Annotated in this window: 18 protein-coding genes; 10 read left to right on the top strand and 8 right to left on the bottom strand. The window is 69.6% G+C overall.

Features of this window, described 5'->3' with window-relative positions; translation table 11 throughout:
- Positions 1-80: 80 nt before the first annotated feature.
- Positions 81-1,247: an RNA-guided endonuclease InsQ/TnpB family protein gene (locus D458_RS0127560; protein WP_040702871.1), complete on the bottom strand. Its 1,167-nt coding sequence runs from the start codon at positions 1,245-1,247 to the stop codon at positions 81-83.
- 290 nt (positions 1,248-1,537) lie between these two features.
- On the opposite strand from D458_RS0127560, the gene D458_RS34380 reads away from it, so the two are divergent.
- Together D458_RS34380 and D458_RS0127550 are read left to right on the top strand one after the other, a co-directional pair.
- Entirely contained in the window at positions 1,538-2,614 is a 1,077-nt protein-coding gene (locus D458_RS34380; RefSeq protein ID WP_083936444.1) for an esterase/lipase family protein, read from the top strand.
- 182 nt (positions 2,615-2,796) lie between these two features.
- The gene (locus D458_RS0127550) at positions 2,797-3,264 is read left to right on the top strand and encodes a MarR family winged helix-turn-helix transcriptional regulator (RefSeq protein WP_017589946.1); all 468 of its coding nucleotides are present in this window, start codon (positions 2,797-2,799) and stop codon (positions 3,262-3,264) included.
- Positions 3,265-3,323: 59 nt separating this feature from the next.
- On the opposite strand, the gene D458_RS0127545 is transcribed toward D458_RS0127550, so the two are convergent.
- Together D458_RS0127545 and D458_RS34375 are read right to left on the bottom strand one after the other, a co-directional pair.
- Positions 3,324-4,049, bottom strand: coding sequence for a flavodoxin family protein (locus tag D458_RS0127545; RefSeq protein ID WP_017589945.1), 726 nt, complete (start codon positions 4,047-4,049; stop codon positions 3,324-3,326).
- A gap of 58 nt (positions 4,050-4,107) precedes the next feature.
- Positions 4,108-5,094, bottom strand: coding sequence for a methyltransferase (locus D458_RS34375; RefSeq protein WP_017589944.1), 987 nt, complete (start codon positions 5,092-5,094; stop codon positions 4,108-4,110).
- A 186-nt stretch (positions 5,095-5,280) separates the two neighbouring features.
- Here D458_RS34375 and D458_RS35010 point away from each other — a divergent pair, with 186 nt between their 5' ends.
- The 7 genes from D458_RS35010 (at position 5,281) to D458_RS34365 (ending at position 14,187) form a co-directional block, all read left to right on the top strand.
- Positions 5,281-5,910, top strand: a complete 630-nt coding sequence (locus D458_RS35010) for a TetR/AcrR family transcriptional regulator (RefSeq protein ID WP_017589943.1) — start codon at positions 5,281-5,283, stop codon at positions 5,908-5,910.
- A gap of 545 nt (positions 5,911-6,455) precedes the next feature.
- Positions 6,456-7,295 (top strand): alpha/beta fold hydrolase, encoded by an 840-nt coding sequence (locus D458_RS0127530; protein WP_017589942.1) that lies wholly within the window; start codon positions 6,456-6,458, stop codon positions 7,293-7,295.
- A 203-nt stretch (positions 7,296-7,498) separates the two neighbouring features.
- Positions 7,499-7,807 (top strand): GNAT family N-acetyltransferase, encoded by a 309-nt coding sequence (locus D458_RS0127525; RefSeq protein ID WP_017589941.1) that lies wholly within the window; start codon positions 7,499-7,501, stop codon positions 7,805-7,807.
- 333 nt (positions 7,808-8,140) lie between these two features.
- The gene (locus D458_RS0127520; protein ID WP_017589940.1) at positions 8,141-10,027 is read left to right on the top strand and encodes a S9 family peptidase; all 1,887 of its coding nucleotides are present in this window, start codon (positions 8,141-8,143) and stop codon (positions 10,025-10,027) included.
- 64 nt (positions 10,028-10,091) lie between these two features.
- The gene (locus D458_RS0127515) at positions 10,092-10,841 is read left to right on the top strand and encodes a DUF3159 domain-containing protein (protein ID WP_017589939.1); all 750 of its coding nucleotides are present in this window, start codon (positions 10,092-10,094) and stop codon (positions 10,839-10,841) included.
- Between the two features lie 106 nt (positions 10,842-10,947).
- On the top strand, positions 10,948-12,246 hold the full coding sequence (locus tag D458_RS0127510) for an MFS transporter (protein ID WP_017589938.1): 1,299 nt from the start codon (positions 10,948-10,950) through the stop codon (positions 12,244-12,246).
- A gap of 57 nt (positions 12,247-12,303) precedes the next feature.
- Positions 12,304-14,187, top strand: coding sequence for a carboxylesterase/lipase family protein (locus D458_RS34365; RefSeq protein ID WP_017589937.1), 1,884 nt, complete (start codon positions 12,304-12,306; stop codon positions 14,185-14,187).
- 480 nt (positions 14,188-14,667) lie between these two features.
- On the opposite strand, the gene D458_RS0127500 is transcribed toward D458_RS34365, so the two are convergent.
- The 5 genes from D458_RS0127500 to D458_RS0127480 form a co-directional block, all read right to left on the bottom strand.
- On the bottom strand, positions 14,668-15,126 hold the full coding sequence (locus D458_RS0127500) for a carboxymuconolactone decarboxylase family protein (protein ID WP_017589936.1): 459 nt from the start codon (positions 15,124-15,126) through the stop codon (positions 14,668-14,670).
- Positions 15,123-15,521, bottom strand: a complete 399-nt coding sequence (locus D458_RS0127495; RefSeq protein WP_040702872.1) for a GNAT family N-acetyltransferase — start codon at positions 15,519-15,521, stop codon at positions 15,123-15,125. Before D458_RS0127495 ends, D458_RS0127500 begins: the two co-directional genes overlap by 4 nt.
- 113 nt (positions 15,522-15,634) lie before the next feature.
- Entirely contained in the window at positions 15,635-16,687 is a 1,053-nt protein-coding gene (locus D458_RS0127490; RefSeq protein WP_017589934.1) for a pirin family protein, read from the bottom strand.
- Positions 16,688-16,788: 101 nt separating this feature from the next.
- Complete coding sequence (locus tag D458_RS0127485) at positions 16,789-17,892, bottom strand: LLM class flavin-dependent oxidoreductase (protein WP_017589933.1); 1,104 nt, start codon at positions 17,890-17,892, stop codon at positions 16,789-16,791.
- Between the two features lie 194 nt (positions 17,893-18,086).
- A complete protein-coding gene (locus D458_RS0127480; RefSeq protein WP_017589932.1) occupies positions 18,087-19,046 on the bottom strand; it encodes a DUF5996 family protein in 960 nt (319 codons plus the stop codon).
- Between the two features lie 299 nt (positions 19,047-19,345).
- Here D458_RS0127480 and D458_RS0127475 point away from each other — a divergent pair, with 299 nt between their 5' ends.
- The gene (locus tag D458_RS0127475; RefSeq protein WP_017589931.1) at positions 19,346-19,990 is read left to right on the top strand and encodes a hydrolase; all 645 of its coding nucleotides are present in this window, start codon (positions 19,346-19,348) and stop codon (positions 19,988-19,990) included.
- Positions 19,991-20,058 lie beyond the last annotated feature (68 nt).

Here is a 20,058-nt window from a genome sequence, read left to right as displayed (position 1 = left end):
CTACCCGTGGCTGAAGCCACGGGCTTGTGGGTAGACGCCCACCTGGCTGGTGGGTCCGGCCTCCCGCGTCCAGCACCCTCCTATCTGGAGGGTGCGGGGGCGGTTGACGGGCGCCCCGCGGTCCACACCGCCTCGCCCCGGTGGGCGAGGTTGCGTGAAGCATTGACATCGGCGTGCAAGATGACTCCACAACCCCGACAGACGAACCGGGCCCGCGAGGGCCGGTTGCCTCTGCTGGTGTGGTCGCACTCCGAGCAGGTTTGGGAGGTGTAGGCCGCCTCCACGACCACGACCGGTACCCCCGCCCTGCGCGCTTTGTAGGTGATGAAGTCGCGCAGCTGCGCGAAACTCCACGCATGCAACGCGGAACGATTCCTCTTGGCCTGCCGTACCCGGCCACGGATGCCCTTGAGGTCTTCCAGGGCGATCCCGTGGCCGGTGCGTTCGGCCTGTCCCACGATGCTCTTCGAAATCCGATGGTTGACATCCCGCGCCCGCCGGGACTCCTTTCGGCGCTGGCGTTTGAGGACCCGTTTGGCGCTCTTGGTGCCCTTGGCCTGGAGTTTGGCGCGCAGCCGCATCTGGCGGCGCCGGTACCGGTTCAACTGCCGCCCGGCATGGCGCTGGCCGGTGGAGGTGGTGGCGATCTCCACGATCCCCAGATCCACCCCGATGAACCCCTCCGGGGCCTCGTTGAGCGGTGCTTCGGGGACCTCGCAGACTGCTGCGAGGAACCAGGCCCTGTCCTGGAAGATCAGGTCGCTCTCGCCCTGGCGGTGCTCGGCCAGCATTTTGAGTTGGTCCGGGGAGCTGGTGAAGCCAAGGTTCTTCAACCGGCCCGACACCGTCCAGATGGAGACGGTGCGGGCGTCCATCTGCCAGGACAGACACCGGTCGTCGAAGGGTTGGGCGGCGTCCGCACGGAAAGCGATCGGAGTGGCCTCCACCCGCTGGCGGCTGGCTGACCCCTTCGGGCCCAGGTTCCCGGCCTCCAGGTTCGCGGCACGGGTGGTGTAGGCGTCGGCGACCTTGCCGATCACCCGCACCGCGGGCTGCGCCGACAACCCGAAATCCGATTTCAGCTGGTGGTAGACCTTCTCCTGCAGGGCGTACTTGTGCCGGGCCCCGCTGTCCTGGGCCACCTGCGAAGCGTGGTTCGCCGCCCGGTTGCAGGCGTGCAGGGTCGCCGCAAGCGCCCTCGCCTGCTCCGGCGAGGGCAGCAGTTTCACCCGCACGACCACCTTCATGATCGAACACACTAACGACACCAGCCCCGCCCGCGGGGCCGAACCACAAAACTCCTCCGAAACCCGCCGCGCACTGCCGCCTGCGCTCATGATCCAGCGGGCACGGCAATTCCTCCCGGGCGTGAACGCCCGGGCTTCCTCGCCGACAAGCAGGTGAACTGTGACACAGCCCTTGCCTCTCACATCGATGTGAGGTTTTAGCGTCGCCAACGTACCCGCCTCGGCCGCGATTCCACGACCGTTCCCGACCGGGGCCCCGTTCCACCCACCACCGAGGAAGCTCTGCTGCCATGAATACCGAGGGACCGACCATCGACACGGAGCCTTTCCGTAAGAACCTGTTTCGGCGAGGGCGGGTGAAGCGCGATCTGGCAGCACTCCTGCTGGCGCTCGCCATCCCGATGACGGGCTGTGCCGCGCTCGGCATCGGCCAGGGACCGTCGTCGGACACCGGTGCTCCCGACACGAGCGTGTCCGAGTCCGGACCGGAACTCACGGTCTCCGGCGACGAGCTGGCAGCGGCGTTCGAGTGCTTCGAAGGCCCGGAGGACAGCGAAGCCGCTCCCGTCCTGCTGATCCCGCCGACCCTGCTCACGGCGGACGAGACCTTCTCCTGGAACTACCTTCCCTGGCTGAACGAGACCCGCACGGTCTGCACCGTCGAGCCGCCCGAGAGTTCCACGGCGGACATGCAGATCTCGGCCGAGTACGTCACCCACGCGATCCGCGGCGCCCACGAACAGCACGGGGAGCGGATCGACGTCCTGGGGTTCAGCCAGGGCGGGGTCCTGGGCCGGGCCGCACTGCGCTTCTGGCCCGACACCAGGGGCATGGTCGACGACCTGGTGACCCTGGGCTCGCCGCACCACGGCAGCACCATGACCCACTGCACCACCGACGCCGAATGCCCGCCCGCCCTGTGGCAGATGGACCCGGACGCGCGCTTCATCGCCGAACTCAACTCGCCGCAGGAAACCTTTGCCGAGGTCAGCACCACCAGCATCCTCAGCACCACCGACGACACCGTGCATCCGGCCACCGCGGACGAGTCCGGGGCGTCGGTGCTGACCGGTGAGAACGTGCGCAACGTGGCCGTCCAGCAGGTGTGCGCAGGCAACGCGTCCGACCACCTGGTGCTCGGCACGACCGACCCCGTCGCCGCGGCCCTGGCCCTGGACGCCTTCGACAACCCGGGGCCGGCCGATCCCGAGAGGATCACCGGCGAGGTGTGCGCCGCCGAGGCGCCCCAGGTCGACGCCGAAACCGCTGCCGAGGGCCTGGAGCGGATGGGGGCCGCCATCGGAGAGACCCTGATGGGAACGCCGACGGTGGCGGAGGAACCGCGGTTCGTTCTTCCCACTGACTAGGACCGGTCGCCCGACAACCGGGTGAGCGCCTTCACCCGGTGCCGCGGCGGCCACCGCGGGGAACGGACGCTTCGGCGCGGCCGAGGATCCGGGCGATCCGGATCCTCGGCCGCCGGGGTTCGTCGGCATCGTCACGCATGCTCTATTAGGTGAGGTGTCAACATCTTCGTTACACTGCGTCCATGAATGAGACACCGAGCGGGCTCGCCCCGGACGAACTGGCCGCCTGGGAGAGTTTCATCCGTATGGAGGAGATCCTCATAGGGCGGCTGTCCCGCCTCCTTCGGGCCGACTCCAACATGTCCGCGTCCGACTACCTCGTGCTCGTCAAGCTCACCGAGGCGCCTGACGGGGAGATGCGCTTCCTGGAACTGGCCAAAATCGTCGAGTGGGAGAAGAGCCGTATGTCCCACCAGGTCTCGCGGATGGTGAAGCGCGGGCTCGTGGCCAAGAGGGAATGCCCCGAGGACGCGCGCGGAGCGTTCGTCGTCGCCACCCCGCTCGGCTACAAGGCGATCCAGGACGCCGCACCCATGCACGCCCAGCACGTCCGCCGCCTGTTCGTCGAGGCCCTGACGCCGAACCAGCTCAACACGTATGCCCGGCTCTCCCAGCGCATCATGGAGCACGTGAAGAAGCAGGCGGACTGAGTCGGCGACACGGCGTCCACACGCATCCGCGGACCCCTCCCCGGGGTGGTCACGGATGGTCAGCGGTGTTCGGGGTTGGCGTTGTCGGGACTGCAACCGGCGTCCCAGGCCGCGCGCTGGTTGCCGTAGGCCGGGAAGCCGCCGGCGTGTCGGAGCATCGAGGCCGTGTGCATCAGGTTGTGGGTCATGAAGCTGATGTTGCGGTTGGCGAAGTCGTTCTCCGGGCCGCCGGAGCCCTCGTCCAGGTAGGACGGGCCGGGGCCGACCTCACCGATCCAGCCCGCGTCGGCCTGGGGCGGGATCGTGTAGCCGATGTGCTGCAGGCTGAAGAGGATGCTCATCGCGCAGTGCTTGAGACCGTCCTCGTTGCCGGTCAGAAGAGCGCCGCCGACGCGCCCGTAGTAGGCGTACTGGCCCTGTTCGTTGAGAACACCGGAGTATCCGTAGAGCCGCTCGATCACCCGGCGGGTCACCGAGCTGTTGTCGCCCAGCCAGATCGATCCGGCGATGACCAGGATGTCAGCGGCCAGGACCCGTTCCAGCAGCGCGGGCCACTCGTCGGTCTCCCACCCGTGCTCGGTCATGTCCGGGCGGACACCGGTGGCGATGTCGTGGTCGACGGCGCGGAACTGGTCCACGCTGACCCCGTTCGCCTCCATGATCGCCACGCTGCGGTCGATCACGCCCTGGGTGTGGCTGCGCTCCGGAGAGCGGTTGAGGGTGCAGTTGACGTAGAGCGCGCGCAGTCCGGTGAAGTCGGGCTTCTCGCTCGTGGGTGCGGTCATCGGGTGTCCTTCCGGAGGTTCGGTCGTACTTTCACGTCGAAGGTTCGGCGGGTGACACTCAACCGGCCTCGAAGGTCGCCTCGATGGCGGAGTAACCGCCGGCCGGGGCCGAGACGGTCCTGTCGACGACGAATCCGGCGGTGCCCAGGAGCGTCGTGTACTCCGACCCGGTGCGTTCCCGTCCGCCCGCCATCGTCAGCATGATCAGATCGCTCAGTTTGCTCGGGTGCGGCTCGTCGTCCAGGGGTAGCAGCGACTCGATCACAACGAGCCGGGCGCCCGGTCGGGCCGCCTCCGCGATCCGTCCGAGCAGCCGTACGCAGTCCTCGTCGGACCAGTCGTGCAGTACTGCGGAAAGCAGGTAGACGTCGGCCGAGGGTACCCCGGTGAAGAAGTCGCCGCCGACCGTACTCACCCGTCCGGCCAGTCCGGCCTCGCTCATCCGGGCGGTGGCGGCGGGGACGACCTCGGGCAGGTCCATGACGATGCCGCGTCGTCGGGGATCGTCGGCCAGGAGGGCGGCGAGCACCGAGCCGTCGGCTCCGCCGATGTCCGCGACGACCTCGCCCTCCGGCAGCCGGTAGCCGGCCAGCAGGGCCTGACGCGGCCCCCCGTTCAGTTCGGCCATCGCGGAGGTCAGGCCGGGCAGGTGTTCGGGGTGCTCGCGCAGGTAGGGGACGAACTCCTGGCCGTGACGCAGCGCGAACCCGGTGCTGCCGGTCCGCAGGGTGCCGAGGAGTTCCCCGAAGGCCTCGTAGTGGGTCTCCATCCACAGCAGCGCGGTTCCGCGCAACGAGCCGGGGGTTCCCCCGGCCAGGGTGGCGCCCAGGTCGGTGACGGCGAAGCGGTCGCCCTCCCGGTGGGTCACCACACCGACGCCGCTGAGAGTGTGCAGGACCCGGCGCAGCGGATCCTCCAACACGTCGGACTCCTTCGCCAGCTCGGCCGGGGTGCGCGGCCCCGCGAGCAGCTTCGCCGCGAGGTCCAGCTTGGCGACCACGTAGAGGGCCTGGGAGACGGCGAACCCCGACAGCATCTCCGCCATCTGGGCGGAGGCCGCTCCGGCGGGTCGCTCGCCCGAGGGGGCGGGGTCTCTTCTGAGGCCATGGTGCATCTCGTTTCACTGAGGTCGGGCAGCACGCTCAGCAGGGTGTCGCCCCGCTGTCGGCCAGAATTAAGGTTAGACAGCCTGCATTGAATGCGTCAAGTGTGTAGAAGTTAGACTCCGGACGTGTCTTCCGAGCCCAGGACCTATCGCTCTCCCCGCCGTGAACGCGACGCCGCCCGCACCCGCGAGGAGATCCTCCAGGCGGCGCGCACGCTGTTCGTCAGCCGCGGGTACCTGCGCGTGACCATGTCCGATATCGCTCGTGAGGCCGGTACGGCGGTCAAGACCGTGTACGCCAGCGCCGGCACCAAATCCGAACTCCTGCGCGAGCTGCTCAGGCTGGACGTGGCCGAATCCGCGGCCCCTGCGACCATCGAGGAACTCCGCGCCGTTCCCGACCTCGCGGCGGCCGCCGCCTGCCTCGCCCGGGGAACCCGTTCCGACCACGAACGCTTCAGCGACTCGATCGATCTGCTGTACGCCTCGCTGGGTGACGAGGACGCCGACCGGATCTGGAAGCAGGTCATGGAGAGCTACCGCGGCGCGCTGCGTGAAGCCGCGGTCGTCCTCGTCACGAAGGGGTTCGTGTCCGAACACCTGGATGTCGATGGGGTCTCGGACCGCCTCTGGTTCTGCTTCGGGATCGCTGCCTGGCGCACCCTGCTCAACGAATGCGGCTGGGACCACGGGCGGGCCGAATCCTGGCTCGCCGCCCAGGCGGTGGCGGCTCTGGGGGAGTCGGAGCCCGGCTGAACCCGTCTGTCGGATCGTCCTTCCCCCCAACACCCTCCTAGCGACCGGGCCTTCGGTGCTCCGGTGGTGACGCTACGTATGATTACACACCATTGGTTGACCAGTCATCAAGTAATGGTGTTGTTGAAGTATGCCAAAGCAGCTCTGATATGGGCCTTTAGTACTGAAGAAGTCGGTGTCGGTCGGCTAATTTTTGACAAGTAGGTTGATGCATCAACTGCTTGTTGTTAGTGTGATGGCTGGATCACACCAGAACGGACCAGACCGTTCCAGGCCGACCGAAGGCGGGTACCGCGATGACGGGGGCAGGCATGAGTGGCGGATCCGGAAGCTCGTCGGAACCATCACGGAGGCATGACCGTGACCCACAGCAGCTTCTCGGCTGGTGGGGCGGCGCGTCAGGCCGCGCCGACCCGAAGCGCTGTTCCCCTTGACCCGGCTCCGGGAACAGGGTCTCTCCTAGGCCACGCCGCCCGGTGAAAATGCGGCTTCGGTGCGAACACGCCCTGTCGCCGTGCAATCCGAACGCTGAAAGAAGGCAGACCATGGGTTACGTCACCGTCGGAAACGAGAACAGCACCCCGGTCGAGATCTACTACGAGGACCAGGGAACGGGCCGGCCCGTCGTGCTCATCCACGGGTACCCGCTGAACGGCCACAGCTGGGAGCGCCAGACCCGGGAGCTGCTCGCGGCCGGATACCGCGTCATCACCTACGACCGGCGCGGATTCGGGAAGTCGTCCAAGGTCGGCTCCGGCTACGACTACGACACCTTCGCCGCCGACCTGGACACCCTGCTCAACACCCTCGACCTGCGTGACGTGGTCCTCGTCGGCTTCTCGATGGGCACCGGAGAGCTCGCCCGCTACGTGTCCCGGTACGGCCACGAGCGGGTCGCCAAGCTCGCCTTCCTCGCCGCGCTGGAGCCCTTCCTGGTCGCCCGGGACGACAACCCCGAAGGGGTGCCGCAGGACGTCTTCGACGGCATCGAGGCCGCTGCCAGGGAGGACCGCTACGCCTGGTACACGAATTTCTTCGCCGACTTCTACAACCTCGACGAGACCCTCGGCGTCCGGATCAGCCAGGAGGCGGTCACCAACAGCTGGAACGTGGCGGTCTCCAGCGCTCCGGTGGCAGCTTACGCGGTCGTCTCCGCCTGGATCGAGGACTTCCGCACCGATGTCGAGGCGGTCCGCGCCAGCGGCAAGCCGACCCTGATCCTGCACGGCACCGCGGACAACATCCTGCCCATCGACGCCACGGCCCGCCGGTTCCGCCAGTTCCTGCCCCAGGCGCGGTACGTGGAGGTCGACAACGCCCCGCACGGGCTGCTCTGGACGCACGCCGAAGAGGTCAACTCCGCGCTCCTCGAATTCCTCGAGTAGCGGCCGACCGCTCCCCGGCCGCCCGGGGCCGCCGATCCCTCGAAGTACCTGTCCGGATCCGAGCGGTCCGACGACAACGCCGTCGTCGGACCGCGCTGTGTGGCAGCGGCCCGAGGCGTACCCATGCGGATTCCCCAATGGTTGATAAATCAACTAACTTGGGTCAGTGTGCCGCTGGCCTGAAGTCTTCAGAAGGAGTGAGTATGACTGTCGAAGTGAGTGACGTGCCCGAGGCGAAGCGCTACGAGGCCCGTGTCGACGGGGCGTCCGAGGTGGCGGGCCTGGCGCAGTACATCCGCACGGAAGAGCTCGTCGCGTTCGTGCACACCGAGGTGGCGCCGGAGTACGAGGGCAGGGGGGTCGGATCGGCGCTGGTGCGCACGGCTCTCGACGAGACCCGGGCCGCGGGCCTGCGGGCACTGCCGACCTGCCCCTTCTTCGCGGGCTGGATCTCCCGTCACCCCGAGTACCAGGACCTGGTGTACCAGTCCCGGAGCAAGGTCAGCGACTGACCGTACTCCTGCCGGAGAGCGGTCCGGCCGGACGGGGACCTTCGCACCGGTGGCGGGCTCGGACACCCCCTCGACGCGGAGGCCCTTCTTCCCGTGCAGCCGTGCCGCCTGCGTGGTGTCCCGGCCCCTCCACGGCCGGGTGACCTCCCGGGGTCCTCGGAGACGGTCCCACCCGGGGCGGCGGCCGCGATAGTGACGCCACGTCATGTCCTTGCCCGTACGAACGTCATGACGAGCTGTTGACACGGCTGCACTACTCGGTGCGCGGCCCGACAGCTTGAATCGCAGTACACCCGACCACGAGCGACGCCGCGGAAGCAAGGACTGGAAAACATGGCACTTCCCAAGCTCCACACCATCGAGGACCTCTTCGATTCGCCGCGGCGCACCAGCGCGTCGATCTCTCCGGACGGCACCCGGATGGCCTTTCTCGCGCCCTGGAAGAACCGGCTCAACATCTGGGTCCAGGAGCTCGAGGACGGCTCCGAGCCGCGGGCCGTCACCGCCGACGAGACCCGCAGCGTGCAGAGCTTCGAGTGGGCCGACGACCCGCGCTGGCTGCTCTACCTCCAGGACGACGGAGGAGACCAGAGGTGGCACCTGTACCGGGTCGACCTCGACTCTCCGGGGTCGGAGGCGGTCGACCTCACCCCCTTCCCCGGAGCCACGGTCATGGGGTTCGGTCCCTCCCCGGTCCGCCCGGGGAAGGTGACCCTGCTGCTCGACACCCGAGCCGCCGGGATGTTCGACTCCCACGAGCTCGACATCGCCACGGGCGAACTCAGCCTGCTGGCCGAGAGCCCCGGTCCCGGCAAGATCTGGGTCCAGGCCGGTGACGGGGCGATGTTCCTGTCCGAACTGACCGCCGAGGGCGACGTGGAGTTCTCTCGCCGTGACCCCGCCACCGGTGAGCCACACAGGGTCCTGGAGTGGAGGGGCGCCGACTACCCCGTGGGGTCGCCGTGGCAGATCACGCCGGACGGGACCGGCATGTGGATCGTCTCCAACCGGGGTACCGATCGCACCCGCGTGGTCCGGGCCGACCTGACCACAGGCGAGGAGACCGAGGTCGACAGCCACCCGGTCTTCGACGTCGACGCGCGCATGATGGTCAACCCCGCCGTGCCCGAACCGCTGATCCGCGACCACCGGGGGGAGCTTCTGGGGGTGCGTTACCTCGGCGAACGCCAGGTCGTCCACGCCCTGGACCCGCACTTCGCCGAGGTCCTGGCCAACCTGGAGAAGCTGTCCGAGGGCGACCTGTCCCACGTGTCCTTCGACCGGGACGGCCGGCGCTGGGTCGTCTCCTTCGAACACGACCGCGACCCCGGCGCCACCTGGTTCTACGACCACGCCACGGGGGAGTCCCGACTGCTGTTCCGGCCCTTCCCGCACCTGGACCCGGAGACCCTGGCGCCGATGCGCCCGGTCACCATCACCGCCCGGGACGGGCTGGAACTGCCCTCCTACCTCACCCTGCCCGTCGGGGTGGAGCCCGCCAACCTGCCGCTGGTCCTGCTGGTCCACGGCGGCCCCTGGTCCCGCGACTCCTGGGGGTACTTCCCCCCGGCCCAGCTGATGGCCAACCGGGGTTACGCGGTGCTGCAGGTCAACTTCCGCGGCTCGACCGGGTTCGGCAAGGCGCACACCCAGGCCGCGATCGGTGAGTTCGCGGGCAAGATGCACGACGACCTGATCGACGGCGTGGACTGGGCGGTGGCCCAGGGCTACGCGGACCCGGACCGGGTGGCGATCGTCGGCGGCTCCTACGGCGGGTACGCGGCGCTGGTGGGCGCCGCGTTCACCCCGGACCGCTTCGCCGCCGCCGTGGACGTCGTCGGGATCTCGGACCTGGCGAACTTCATGCGGACCCAGCCCGCGTTCGTCCGGCCCGGCCTGATCAACAACTGGTACCGGTACATCGGCGACCCCGAGATCCCCGAGCAGGAGGAGGACATGCTCGCCCGCTCACCGATCACCCGGATCGACCAGGTCCGCACCCCGCTGATGGTGGTGCAGGGAGCCAACGACCCGCTGGTGGTCAAGGCGGAGTCCGACAACATCGTCGAATCCCTGCGCTCGCGCGGTGTGGAGGTGGAGTACATGGTCGTCGAGGGCGAGGGGCACGGGTTCGTGAACCCGGAGAACCAGATGGCCGTGTTCGAGGCCGCCGACCGCTTCATCGCCCAGTACCTGGGCGGACGGTCCGGGCGGAGCTGACCTCCCACGCATCGCACCGCAGCACACCACCACCCCGGCGAGCCCCCAGGCAGGAGCATCCGACGTGGACTTCCACGAACCCGCACGTGACGTCACCAAGCAGGCCAGAGTCGCGAACACCGACCACCACGACCGCACCGACCACCACGACCGCACTGACCACCACGACCGCGACGAACCGCCCGCGGACCTGAAGCAGGAAGTGCTCAAGGGTCTGGGCGGGGTGTCGGGGATGGTGTACTCCGCCCTGCCGGTCGTGGTCTTCGCGGCTACGGTCCCCTTCGCCCCGCTCACGGTCGCGATCAGCGCCGCCATCGCGCTGGCCCTGATCCTGGGGGCGTACCGGCTGTGGCGCGGGGAGCGGCTCATGCCCGCGCTGGGCGGGGTGATCGCCGTCGCGGCCGCCGGCGGCATCGCGGCCTCCACCGGTTCGGCCAACGACTTCTTCCTGTTCGGGATCTGGAGTTCCCTGGTCCTGGCCCTGCTCACCCTGGGCACGGTCCTCGCGCGCCGCCCGGTGACCGGTCTCGTCTGGAACCTTCTCCACGGCAACACCCACCCCTGGCGTCGGGACCGGCCCTCGCTGCGGGTGCACGACCTGGCCACGCTGGTGGTGACGGCCGTGCTCGCCGCCCGGTTCGTCGTACGGCAGTGGATGTACCTGGCCGACTCCACCACCGGGCTGGCCGTCGCCGACACGGTGACCGGGTTCCCGCTCACGGTGGTGGCGGTGCTCGTCATCGTCTGGGCGTTCCGCCGCACCACCAAGCGGCTGGTCGCGCCGGACGGCTCCGCGGCCGTTCCGCGGGGCTGACCGGTTCGTCTCCAGCGGCTCCGTGCTTCACGGAGCCGCTCCATCAGCTCGCGCGTGCCCGCCGTCCCGGGCACGCGCGACCGACTCCTTGAGGGGGCCGACCACGGTGCGCCGCAGTCCGACGATCTACTTCACCTCCTACGCACTGTCCCTGTTGGGATCCGGGATCGCGAGCGTGGTGATCCCGCTGCTGGTGCTCGACCGCACCGGTGACGTCCTCGCGGCGGGGATCATGGCGACCGTGGGCATGGCCGTCTCCGCGCTGACGGGGCTCTTCTCCGGGCTGCTCGTCGACCGGGTCGACCGCCGCGCGGTGTCGGTCACCGCCAACCTGCTCACCGCCCTGTCGATGGCGGCGCTGCTGTTCATCGACCTGACGTGGGGTCTGAACCTGGCCTGGTTCCTGGCGTTGGCCGTGGTCGGGGCGTTGATCCGGGTACCGGGGATGACCGCCCAGGAGACCCTGCTGCCCGCCCTGGCCCGCCTCGGTGAAACGGAGCCGGGCCGGGGCGGGCGCCCGGTCCGGCTGGACCGGCTGGTCGCGGTCCGCGAGACCGTGGGCAACGTGCTCCTGCTGGCCGGGCCCGGACTGGGCGGGCTGCTGGTCGCGCTGTTCGGCCTGTCCCCGGTGATCCTGCTCGCCGCCGCCGCGACCAGTCTGCTCGCCGCGGTGAGCACGCTCGTGCTCGACCCGCGGGCCGGACGGGTCCCGCCCCGGGATCCCGTCCCGGCCGACGCCGCACGGGGCTCGCTGCGAAGGGCGGCGGCCGACCTGGCCGACGGGTGGCGGTTCTTGTTCCGCAACCGGCTGGTCCTCGGTTCGACCCTGGTCACCGGGGTCTTCATCGCGGTCCTGAGCGTTCTGCAGACCACTCTCATGCCCGCCTACTTCACCGAGCAGGACCTTCCCGCGCTGACGGGACTGACCCTGAGCGCGATCGCCGCGGGCAGCATCGGGGGCTCGGCCCTCTACGCCGCCTTCGCTCTCCGGGTGCGCCGACGGGTGTGGTTCGTGATCGGGATGCTGGGCGCGCTGGCCGGGTTCGCCGCGGTGGGCAGTATGGCCTCCCCGTGGTTGGTGCTGGGCGGTGCGGCTCTGGCCGGCTTCCTCTTCGCTCCGGCCGGAGGCGTGCTCGGTGTGCTGACGATCGAGGCCACCCCGGACGCCATGCGCGGCCGCGTGCTGGGCGCGCAGAACACCGTGATGTTGTCCGCGCCCGCCCTGACCAGCGCCCCGCTCGCGGCGGTGGCCTCGACGGCCGGGCTGCCCGCGGCGGGGGCCGTGATCGCGGCCCTCGTCGGAGTCACGGCGTTGGCCGCCCTCGCTGCTCCGGCGTTCCGCTCCATCGACGACCTGGGCTCCGAGGAGAAGGACGCCGCCTCTGACGCCCCGGTCGAAAGCTGAGGGTGTTCGAACGGAGTCCTCCCCAGAAACCCGAGTTCAGGAAGCAGAGACCAGGCAATGGGAATCGAGAAGCAGCCGCGGCGACCGGCCGCTACCGCTCTGGCGGGCGCAGGCGCCCCTCGCAGGGGCAGGACCCCGCGGTACTGGCTGCCGATCCTGCTGATCGCGGTGGTCGCCGGTGTGCTCCTGTGGCTCAACCAGAGCCCCTGGTGGGGGTGGGCACTGATCGCCGTGCTGCTCGCGGCCCTGGCCGCGACGGCCGGCTGGTGGCTGCGTGGCCACTGGCTCCGCCGGACCGGGGCGTGGCTGCTCGCGGGCGTACTCGTGTGCGCCACGGCGGTGGCGGCCCATCCGGCGCCGCAGAACCGGCTCGCGGGCGGTCAGGACCGCGCACCTACCGAAATCGTCGACACCCGGGAGGGGCCGGTCCGAGGGGTCCTCGACGACCCGGGCACGGTCGAGATCTTCGCGGGCGTCCCCTACGCCCAGCCGCCGGAGGGAGAACTGCGCTGGCGGGCGCCCCGACCGCCCCTGCCGCGTACCGAGGTGTTCGAGGCCGACCGCTTCTCCGACGTCCCCGTCCAGAGCGAGTCCACCTTCACCACCCGAGCGCTCTCCCAGGTCGTCGACGTCCCGCTGGAGGGCACCCTCCTCAACCCGTATCCGGTCAGCGAGGACAGCCTCACCCTCAACATCTGGCGGGGGACGACACGCAGCTCGGAGTCGCTGCCCGTCCTCGTGTACATCCCCGGCGGCGGCTTCATGACCGGCTCCGGCGCGCTGCCGCTCTACGACGGCGCCGCTCTGGCCTCCCGGGGCGAGGTCATCACCGTCACCCTCAACTACCGGCTGGGCGTCCTGGGCTTCCTCGCCCATCCCGATCTGGCCGAGGAGTCCGGGGGCGAGGCCTCGGGCAACTACGGGATCCAGGACCAGATCGCCGCCCTGGAGTGGATCCGCGACAACATCGCGGCCTTCGGCGGCGACCCCGGCCAGGTGACGGTCGCGGGCGAGTCGGCCGGTGGCGAGAGCGTGTGCGTCCTGGGCGCGGCACCACCGGCCGAAGGCCTCGTGGACGGCCTCATCGCAGGCAGCGGGGCGTGCATGGGAACCACCGGCGACACCGAGCACGGCGACCAGTTCGACACGAGGGAGGCTGCCACGGACGCCGGGCTCCGCCTGAGCGAGCAACTGGGTGGAGCCACTCTGGACGAGATGCGGGCGATGCCCCTCGACCGAATCCTGGAGGCCGCGGAGCCGCTGGCGAGCCACTGGCGCCCCTTCGTCGACGGCCACGTACTGCCCGCCTCACCGCCGGACATCTACACAGCCGGGGAACAGCTGGACCTGCCGACCCTGGTCGGCAGCAACGCGGACGAGGCCTCCCTGGCCCTGGCTCTGCCTCCCGACGCCGACGTCGACGAGTACCACGAGACAGTGCGGGCCGAACACGGCGCGGACGCGGAGCGGTTCCTGAAGCTCTACCCCGGACAGACGCAGGAGCAGGTCCTCGACTCGCTCCTGCGGGCCCAGACCGACAAGGTCATGACCAGGGCGATGCACCGATGGGCCCGCCTGCAGACACGGACCGGCGCATCGGACGCCTACCTCTACCACTTCTCACACGTCCCACCGGAGGACGGGCTGGAGGAGTACGGCGCCTACCACGGGGCGGAGGTGGCCTATGCGTACGACAACCTCGGCGCCGACAGCGACGCCGATTACACCGAGACCGACTACCGGCTCCGGGACCGGATGAGTGCCTACTGGGTCAACTTCGCGCGCACCGGCGACCCCAACGGGAGCGGTCTTCCCGCCTGGCCGACGGTGGAGGAGGCTCCCGGCCTGGTCATGGAGTTCGACGGCGGCAGCTCGATGTCACCCCGCCCGCGTCCGGAGGCCGTCGACTTCTGGATGGAGTACGACGGACCGGTCCCCTGACACGGAGGCCGCGTTCATGACGCGTTTGCGCTTCGCCGACGGCGGTGCGGGCGGCGTGCTCGTGTCCTCGTCGCCGGAGTGAGCGGCGCGGCCGAACAAGGGACCTCCCTCAGCCTCCGCCCGCGGCCGGGCGCGGGGGCTGCCGTGCCTGCTTCCGGAACTGTGCGGGCGATGAGCCGACCACGCGGCGGAACGCGGTGCTGAACGCGCTCTCGGACAGGTGGCCCGTGGCCCGTGCGAGCTCGGAGAGCGACAGAGTTCTGAGCGGGCAGCACACAGCGGGCTGCGTCTGAAGCGCCCCGGGTTCCACGCCGCCGCCTCGGGAGGAGGTACCGGGGAAGAGGAGGTACCGGGGAAGAGGTACCTCCTCCCGTGTGCCCTGCCACCGGCGCGGGGCACACGGGAGGCGGACACGCGGTGAGGGGCGGCGTCGGTGAGACCCGGGACCGCGTGGGCCTCGGCGGTACGAAGCACCTTCTCCTACCGTTTGATCACGGGATGTCCGCTGGCGATCGAGATGCGGTTGAACGCGTTGATCAGGGTGGTGGTCCACTCCACCGCGGAGATCTGTGCGGTGGTCAGGTGGGCGGCCGCGCGGGCGTTGACGGCCTGCCGGTCGATGGTCGGGTCGATCACGGTCAGGGACTCCGCCAGTTCGAGCGCGGCCCGCTGCTGATCCGTGAACAGCTTCGTCTCGCGCCACGCGGGCAGCACGTCCAGGGTGCTCTGCTCCACGCCCGCCTTGAGCGCCTTCGGGAAGTGGATGCTCAGGCAGGTCGGGCACCCGTTGATCTGGGACACCCGGATGTTGACCATCTCGATGAGGTCGTCGCCCAGACCGGCCTCGTGAGAGGCGGTCCGGGAGGCCGTGGCCGCCTTGAGCATCGCCCCGTAGACCTTGGGGTGCTCCTTGTCGATGTAGGGGCGCTCCGCGTTCACGCGTCACCCGCGTTCTCGACCGTCTCCTTGGCCAGCGCGAGGTCGGCCGGCCTCGGGCGGCGGAACTGCCCGCCCTCGGCCGTGTACTCGTCGCCGTGCTCGCGCAGGTGCTTGGCGAAGAGCGGGCACACGGGCACCACGGTGAGGTTCCTGCGGATGCTGTCGGCCAGGGCCTCCCGGACGAGCAGTCCGGCCAGGCCGCGGCCGCCGAACTCCGGGGCGACCTCGGTGTGGAAGAAGACGCGCTCCTGGGGCGTCCGGGGCGGGTCGACGAAGTCCGCGCGTCCGGCGAGGACGCCCTCGTCAACGCTCACGGTGTAGGCGCTGATGGCGCGATCCTGGTCGAGTGTGACGGACACGGGCGCACCCGTCCTGTCCGTTCGCTGTTCGGTCATGTCGGACACCTCTTCTTGTTCGTCTGCGGGCACGGTGTTCGGCCCGGTCCCTGATGGGTGCGTTGGACGCGGCTGTCCCCGCTCCCTGGCGGGGTTCGTGTGCGCGGTGCCGGTCAGCCGTCGAACTGTGCGTGCGGTGGCGGGTTCTTCCTGGGGCGCATCTGCACCGGCGGCAGTTCCGGGGCCGGAATCCTCGCCATGCCCTCACGGTTCCTGCCCGGGCCGCCGTGCCCCACGTAGCCCTCCACCTCCCCGAACCGCTCGCCGTGGTTCTGCCATTCCTCCCGGTAACGGCTGATCTCCTCCGTCGTGCGGCCCAGGAAGTTCCACCACATGAGGACCTCCTCGCCGAAGGGGGCGCCTCCCAGGAGCACGAGCCTGGCCTGTTGGTCGCCCTCGTTGGCCACCCGCAGGGTTTCGGCCCCGACTCCGGTGTAGCCCACGGCGTCCTTGGGCACGCGCACGCCTTCGAGCCTGACCTGATCGCCGGTGTCCACCAGCAGGCCGTGCTCGAACCCGGGATCGACGGGCAGGTCGAGGACACCGCCGGGGTGAAGCCTGAGCTCGGCACCCACCAGCGGCGTGTACATGCGCACCGGCGACCGCGAACCGAGCAGGGAGCCGAGGAACACGAGCGCCGTGCCCGCGTCGAACTCGACCGGCTCGGGCGCGTAGTGCTCGAACCCGCGCTCCGGGCTGTGCCGGACCTCGTCGGGCAGGGCGACCCAGAGCTGTACGCCGTGGATCCGGACCGCCTCCGGGGTGGAGGTCTCGGAGTGGCAGATTCCAGCGCCCGCCGTCATCAGGTTCATCTGCCCGGGCAGGATGGTGCCCGCGTTCCCGCCGGAGTCGTTGTGGGCGATGACGCCGTCGAACAGCCAGCTGACCGTCTGCAGCCCCGTGTGCGGGTGCGGGGCCACGTCCATTCCGCCGGTGGCCGCCACCTCGTGCGGGCCGAAGTGGTCGACGAAGCACCACGCGCCGATCAGCGAACGCTGCCGTTGCGGAAGGGTGCGGCGGACGTTGATCGCGCGTGGCCCGCCCAGGGGCACGGTCCGGGCGGTGATGATCTCGACCGGGACTCCGCCCTCGCACGCGGCCAGGGGGCCGGGTAGGCCGCCTTCGCTGCACACGAAGGTGTCCGGACGGGTCTCTGTGTTGGTCATTGCGGTTCTCCTCCTGATTCACGGACACGGACACGGGCACGACCGCGGCGGGCCCCTCCGGGCCGGAAAGGGGATCCGCAGCGCGGGTTCGTCATCGCGTCTCAGCCCGTCACCGTCGCGGAGGCCTCCTCTGCGGCGCGAGCGGCCAGCAGCGAGGCGTGGGTGGGGGCGTCGGGCACGTGGGCCGGCCGGTTCTTGGCGAATTCCTCCCTCAGGACCGGCAGGACCTCCTCGCCGAGGAGGTCGAGCTGCTCCAGCACGGTCTTCAGGGGAACCCCGGCACCGTCGACGTTGAACAGCTGGCGCTGGTAGTCGCCGAAGTTCTCGCGGAAGGTGAGGGTCTTGTCGATGACCTGCTGAGGACTGCCGACGGTCAGCGGGGTCTCCTCCATGTACTGCTCCAACGACGGCCCGCCGCCCATCAGGGGGGAGTGGTCGAAGTAGGGGCGGAACTCGCGTACGGCGTCCTGGGAACTGGACCGCATGAAGATGTGGCCGCCGAGTCCCACGATCGCCTGGTCGGCCTTGCCGTGGCCGTAGTGCTCGAAGCGGCGACGGTAGAGGCTGATCAGCTTCTGGAAGTGCTGTTTGGGCCAGAAGATGTTGTTGGCGAAGAAGCCGTCTCCGTAGTAGGCGGCCTGCTCGGCGATCTCCGGGCTGCGGATGGAGCCGTGCCAGACGAAGGGGGGCACGTCGTCGAGCGGGCGCGGGGTGGAGGTGAAGCCCTGCAGCGGGGTTCGGAACTTGCCCTCCCAGTTGACGACGTCCTCGCGCCAGAGGCGGTGCAGGAGGTTGTAGTTCTCCAGGGCCAGCGGGATGCCCTGGCGGATGTCCTTGCCGAACCAGGGGTAGACCGGGCCGGTGTTGCCGCGCCCCATCATCAGGTCCACCCGGCCCCCGGCCAGGTGCTGGAGCATGGCGTAGTCCTCGGCGATCTTGACCGGGTCGTTGGTGGTGATCAGGGTGGTGGACGTGGACAGGATGATCCGCTCGGTGCGTGCCGCGATCCAGCCGAGCATGGTGGTCGGGGACGAGGGCACGAACGGCCGGTTGTGGTGCTCGCCGGTGGCGAACACGTCCAGCCCGATCTCCTCGGCCTTCTGCGCGATGGTGACCATCGCCTTGATCCGCTCGTGCTCGGTCGGTGTCCGGCCGCTGGTGGGGTCCTGGGTCAGGTCACCGACGGTGAAGATCCCGAACTGCATTGCACCCATCTCCATCTGGTTGCTGCATCGACTGGTGTGGTGAACGAGGTGTCGGGCCCGGTCGCTCCTGTCCCGTCATCGTCACCGTCCGGTGGATCAGTCAACTGTAGACTTCGGATATTTGATTGATCTATCAACAATATTCGTGCTTGCTTGCTGATCGTGGCCACCGGTCGCCTCCGGTGGCCACCCGGTCAGCTTCCGTCGCTCCCCGCGGTCGCGTTGGTCCCGTGCCATCGGAGGGGGTCGTCCTCGAGTGCGCTGCGGTCCCAGTGGCCGAGGTTCGCGGCGGCCCCGTAGGTGCTGTGCAGGAACTCGGCCACGGCGCGGTCGGGGTCGGGTGCGGTGCGGGCGGCCTCGTAGGGGAAGAGGAACTGCTGGAACTCGGTGCTGTAGTACGCGCCCTCGGGGCCGGCGGGCTGGTCGGCGAACCCCTCGGGCGCGGGGTAGGCGTAGGAGTAGAAGGCGCCCTCCTCGCCGCCGCCGGGCCAGAACCCGCAGCTGGACAGCTCCCGGGAGTAGCCCTCGACCATGACCCAGTCACCGCAGTTGGGCGCCCCGCCCGGATGCGGCGGTGCGGAGCGCCCCGAGAAGCGGGTGCAGGCCAGGTCCATCCCTCCCCAGAAGAAGTGCACCGGGCTGACCTTGCCGACGAAGTGCGACCGGAACTCGCCGATCACCCGGTCGGCCTGCAGGAGCTGGCGCCAGAACAGGGTGACGGCCTCGGCGTCGTAGGAGGCGTGCTCGTGGTCCTGGGCGAAGGGGATCGCCGGGTCGACCTCGTTGGGGACCGGTCGGATCGGCGCGTCGATCCCGAGCTGGTCGAGCAGGTCCAGGACCTGGGCGTAGAACGCGGCGACGGTCATGGGCCGCAGCGGGAAGCCGCGGGTGCCGGTGTCGCTGCTGCGGACCTCGAGCCGGTGGCCGACGAAGTCGAATTCGATCTCGAAGGCCCCGGTGCGGTAGGGGACGGTCGAGGTGGTCAGCCCGCGCGGGCTGACGTACAGGGGCACCTGCCACCAGTGGTTGACCAGTGGGGCGTGGGCCATGCGGATCTTGCCCACGATCTGGGTCCACATGTGCAGGGTGTCGCGGGTGTCCGTCCAGTCCGAGGCCCGCAGGCTCGGCCAGTTCGTGGTCGATGAGTCACTCATCTGGTTCTCGCTTCCTTCGCGGTGTCATCCGGGGTCGTGGGGTCGTGTCCTGCCCACGGGGACCTGTGGTCGCGGTGCCCCCGGTTCGGCACGGGGCCCGAAGGTGATTGACGCGTTGTCCAGATAGTAGATGATGGGTCAACTTCATGGCCAGGCCTGCGCCTGGCCCCGGGGGCGGGGCAGGTGCCCGTATTTTGTTGACACGTCACTAAAAAATGTTAATTTGGATGATGTGTCATCTACTTGGGCGGCGACCCGCCGCCCGAGCCCCCAGAACACGAACCCCCGGAGGTACCGCCATGAGCGCCAAGGCCAAGAACGGGCTCGACGCCCTGCTCACCCCGGAGGAGAGCGTCCTCCTCCTGATCGACCACCAGCCGTTCCAGGTCGCCAACCTGAACAGCCACGAGCCGTCCGTCGTCCTCAACAACGCCGTCGGCCTGGCCAAGGCGGCCAAGCTGTTCGACGTCCCGACCATCCTGACCACCGTGATCGCGGAGCGCGGCGGCCACCTCATCCAGGGGATCCAGGACGTCTTCCCTGAGCAGAAGCCGATCGACCGCACGCTCATCAACACCTGGGAGGACGAGCGGGTCGTCGAGGCCGTCAGGGCAACCGGCCGCAAGAAGGTGATCATGGCCGGTCTGTGGACGGAGATCTGCGTTGCCATGCCGGCGATCCAGGCGGCCGGTGAGGACTACGAGGTCTACGCCGTCACCGACGCGTCGGGGGGTGTGTCGGTGGAAGCCCACGAGATGGCCGTGCGGCGCATGATCGGCGCCGACGTGACGCCGCTCAACTGGCTGGCCGTCGTCGCGGAGTGGCAGCGCGACTGGGCCCGTGAGGAGACCGCGGCGGGACAGGCCGAGATCCTGGCGCAGCACGGCGGCGCCAGCGGTGTCGCCTTCGCCTGGGAGATGCAGCTGCTGGCCACCCAGCTCTGACACCCCGACACCGCTCCGCGAACGGGCTCCGCTCCACGAACGGGTTCCTGGCCGCGATCGGCGCGATC

Origin of the sequence: Nocardiopsis ganjiahuensis DSM 45031, from assembly GCF_000341085.1 — a bacterium.
GTDB classification, from domain to species: domain Bacteria; phylum Actinomycetota; class Actinomycetes; order Streptosporangiales; family Streptosporangiaceae; genus Nocardiopsis; species Nocardiopsis ganjiahuensis.
Note: the sequence above shows the minus strand (reverse complement) of the source record. Positions and strands in the feature narration are given on the sequence as shown.

What these genes read in the sequence shown, in the direction of transcription:
- D458_RS0127560 (WP_040702871.1), bottom strand. Translation starts at nt 1,247, where the DNA reads ATGAAGGTGGTCGTGCGGGTGAAACTGCTGCCCTCGCCGGAGCAGGCG.
- D458_RS34380 (WP_083936444.1), top strand. Translation starts at nt 1,538, where the DNA reads ATGAATACCGAGGGACCGACCATCGACACGGAGCCTTTCCGTAAGAAC.
- D458_RS0127550 (WP_017589946.1), top strand. Translation starts at nt 2,797, where the DNA reads ATGAATGAGACACCGAGCGGGCTCGCCCCGGACGAACTGGCCGCCTGG.
- D458_RS0127545 (WP_017589945.1), bottom strand. Translation starts at nt 4,049, where the DNA reads ATGACCGCACCCACGAGCGAGAAGCCCGACTTCACCGGACTGCGCGCG.
- D458_RS34375 (WP_017589944.1), bottom strand. Translation starts at nt 5,094, where the DNA reads ATGGCGGAGATGCTGTCGGGGTTCGCCGTCTCCCAGGCCCTCTACGTG.
- D458_RS0127530 (WP_017589942.1), top strand. Translation starts at nt 6,456, where the DNA reads ATGGGTTACGTCACCGTCGGAAACGAGAACAGCACCCCGGTCGAGATC.
- D458_RS0127525 (WP_017589941.1), top strand. Translation starts at nt 7,499, where the DNA reads ATGACTGTCGAAGTGAGTGACGTGCCCGAGGCGAAGCGCTACGAGGCC.
- D458_RS0127520 (WP_017589940.1), top strand. Translation starts at nt 8,141, where the DNA reads ATGGCACTTCCCAAGCTCCACACCATCGAGGACCTCTTCGATTCGCCG.
- D458_RS34365 (WP_017589937.1), top strand. Translation starts at nt 12,304, where the DNA reads ATGGGAATCGAGAAGCAGCCGCGGCGACCGGCCGCTACCGCTCTGGCG.
- D458_RS0127495 (WP_040702872.1), bottom strand. Translation starts at nt 15,521, where the DNA reads ATGACCGAACAGCGAACGGACAGGACGGGTGCGCCCGTGTCCGTCACA.
- D458_RS0127490 (WP_017589934.1), bottom strand. Translation starts at nt 16,687, where the DNA reads ATGACCAACACAGAGACCCGTCCGGACACCTTCGTGTGCAGCGAAGGC.
- D458_RS0127485 (WP_017589933.1), bottom strand. Translation starts at nt 17,892, where the DNA reads ATGCAGTTCGGGATCTTCACCGTCGGTGACCTGACCCAGGACCCCACC.
- D458_RS0127480 (WP_017589932.1), bottom strand. Translation starts at nt 19,046, where the DNA reads ATGAGTGACTCATCGACCACGAACTGGCCGAGCCTGCGGGCCTCGGAC.
- D458_RS0127475 (WP_017589931.1), top strand. Translation starts at nt 19,346, where the DNA reads ATGAGCGCCAAGGCCAAGAACGGGCTCGACGCCCTGCTCACCCCGGAG.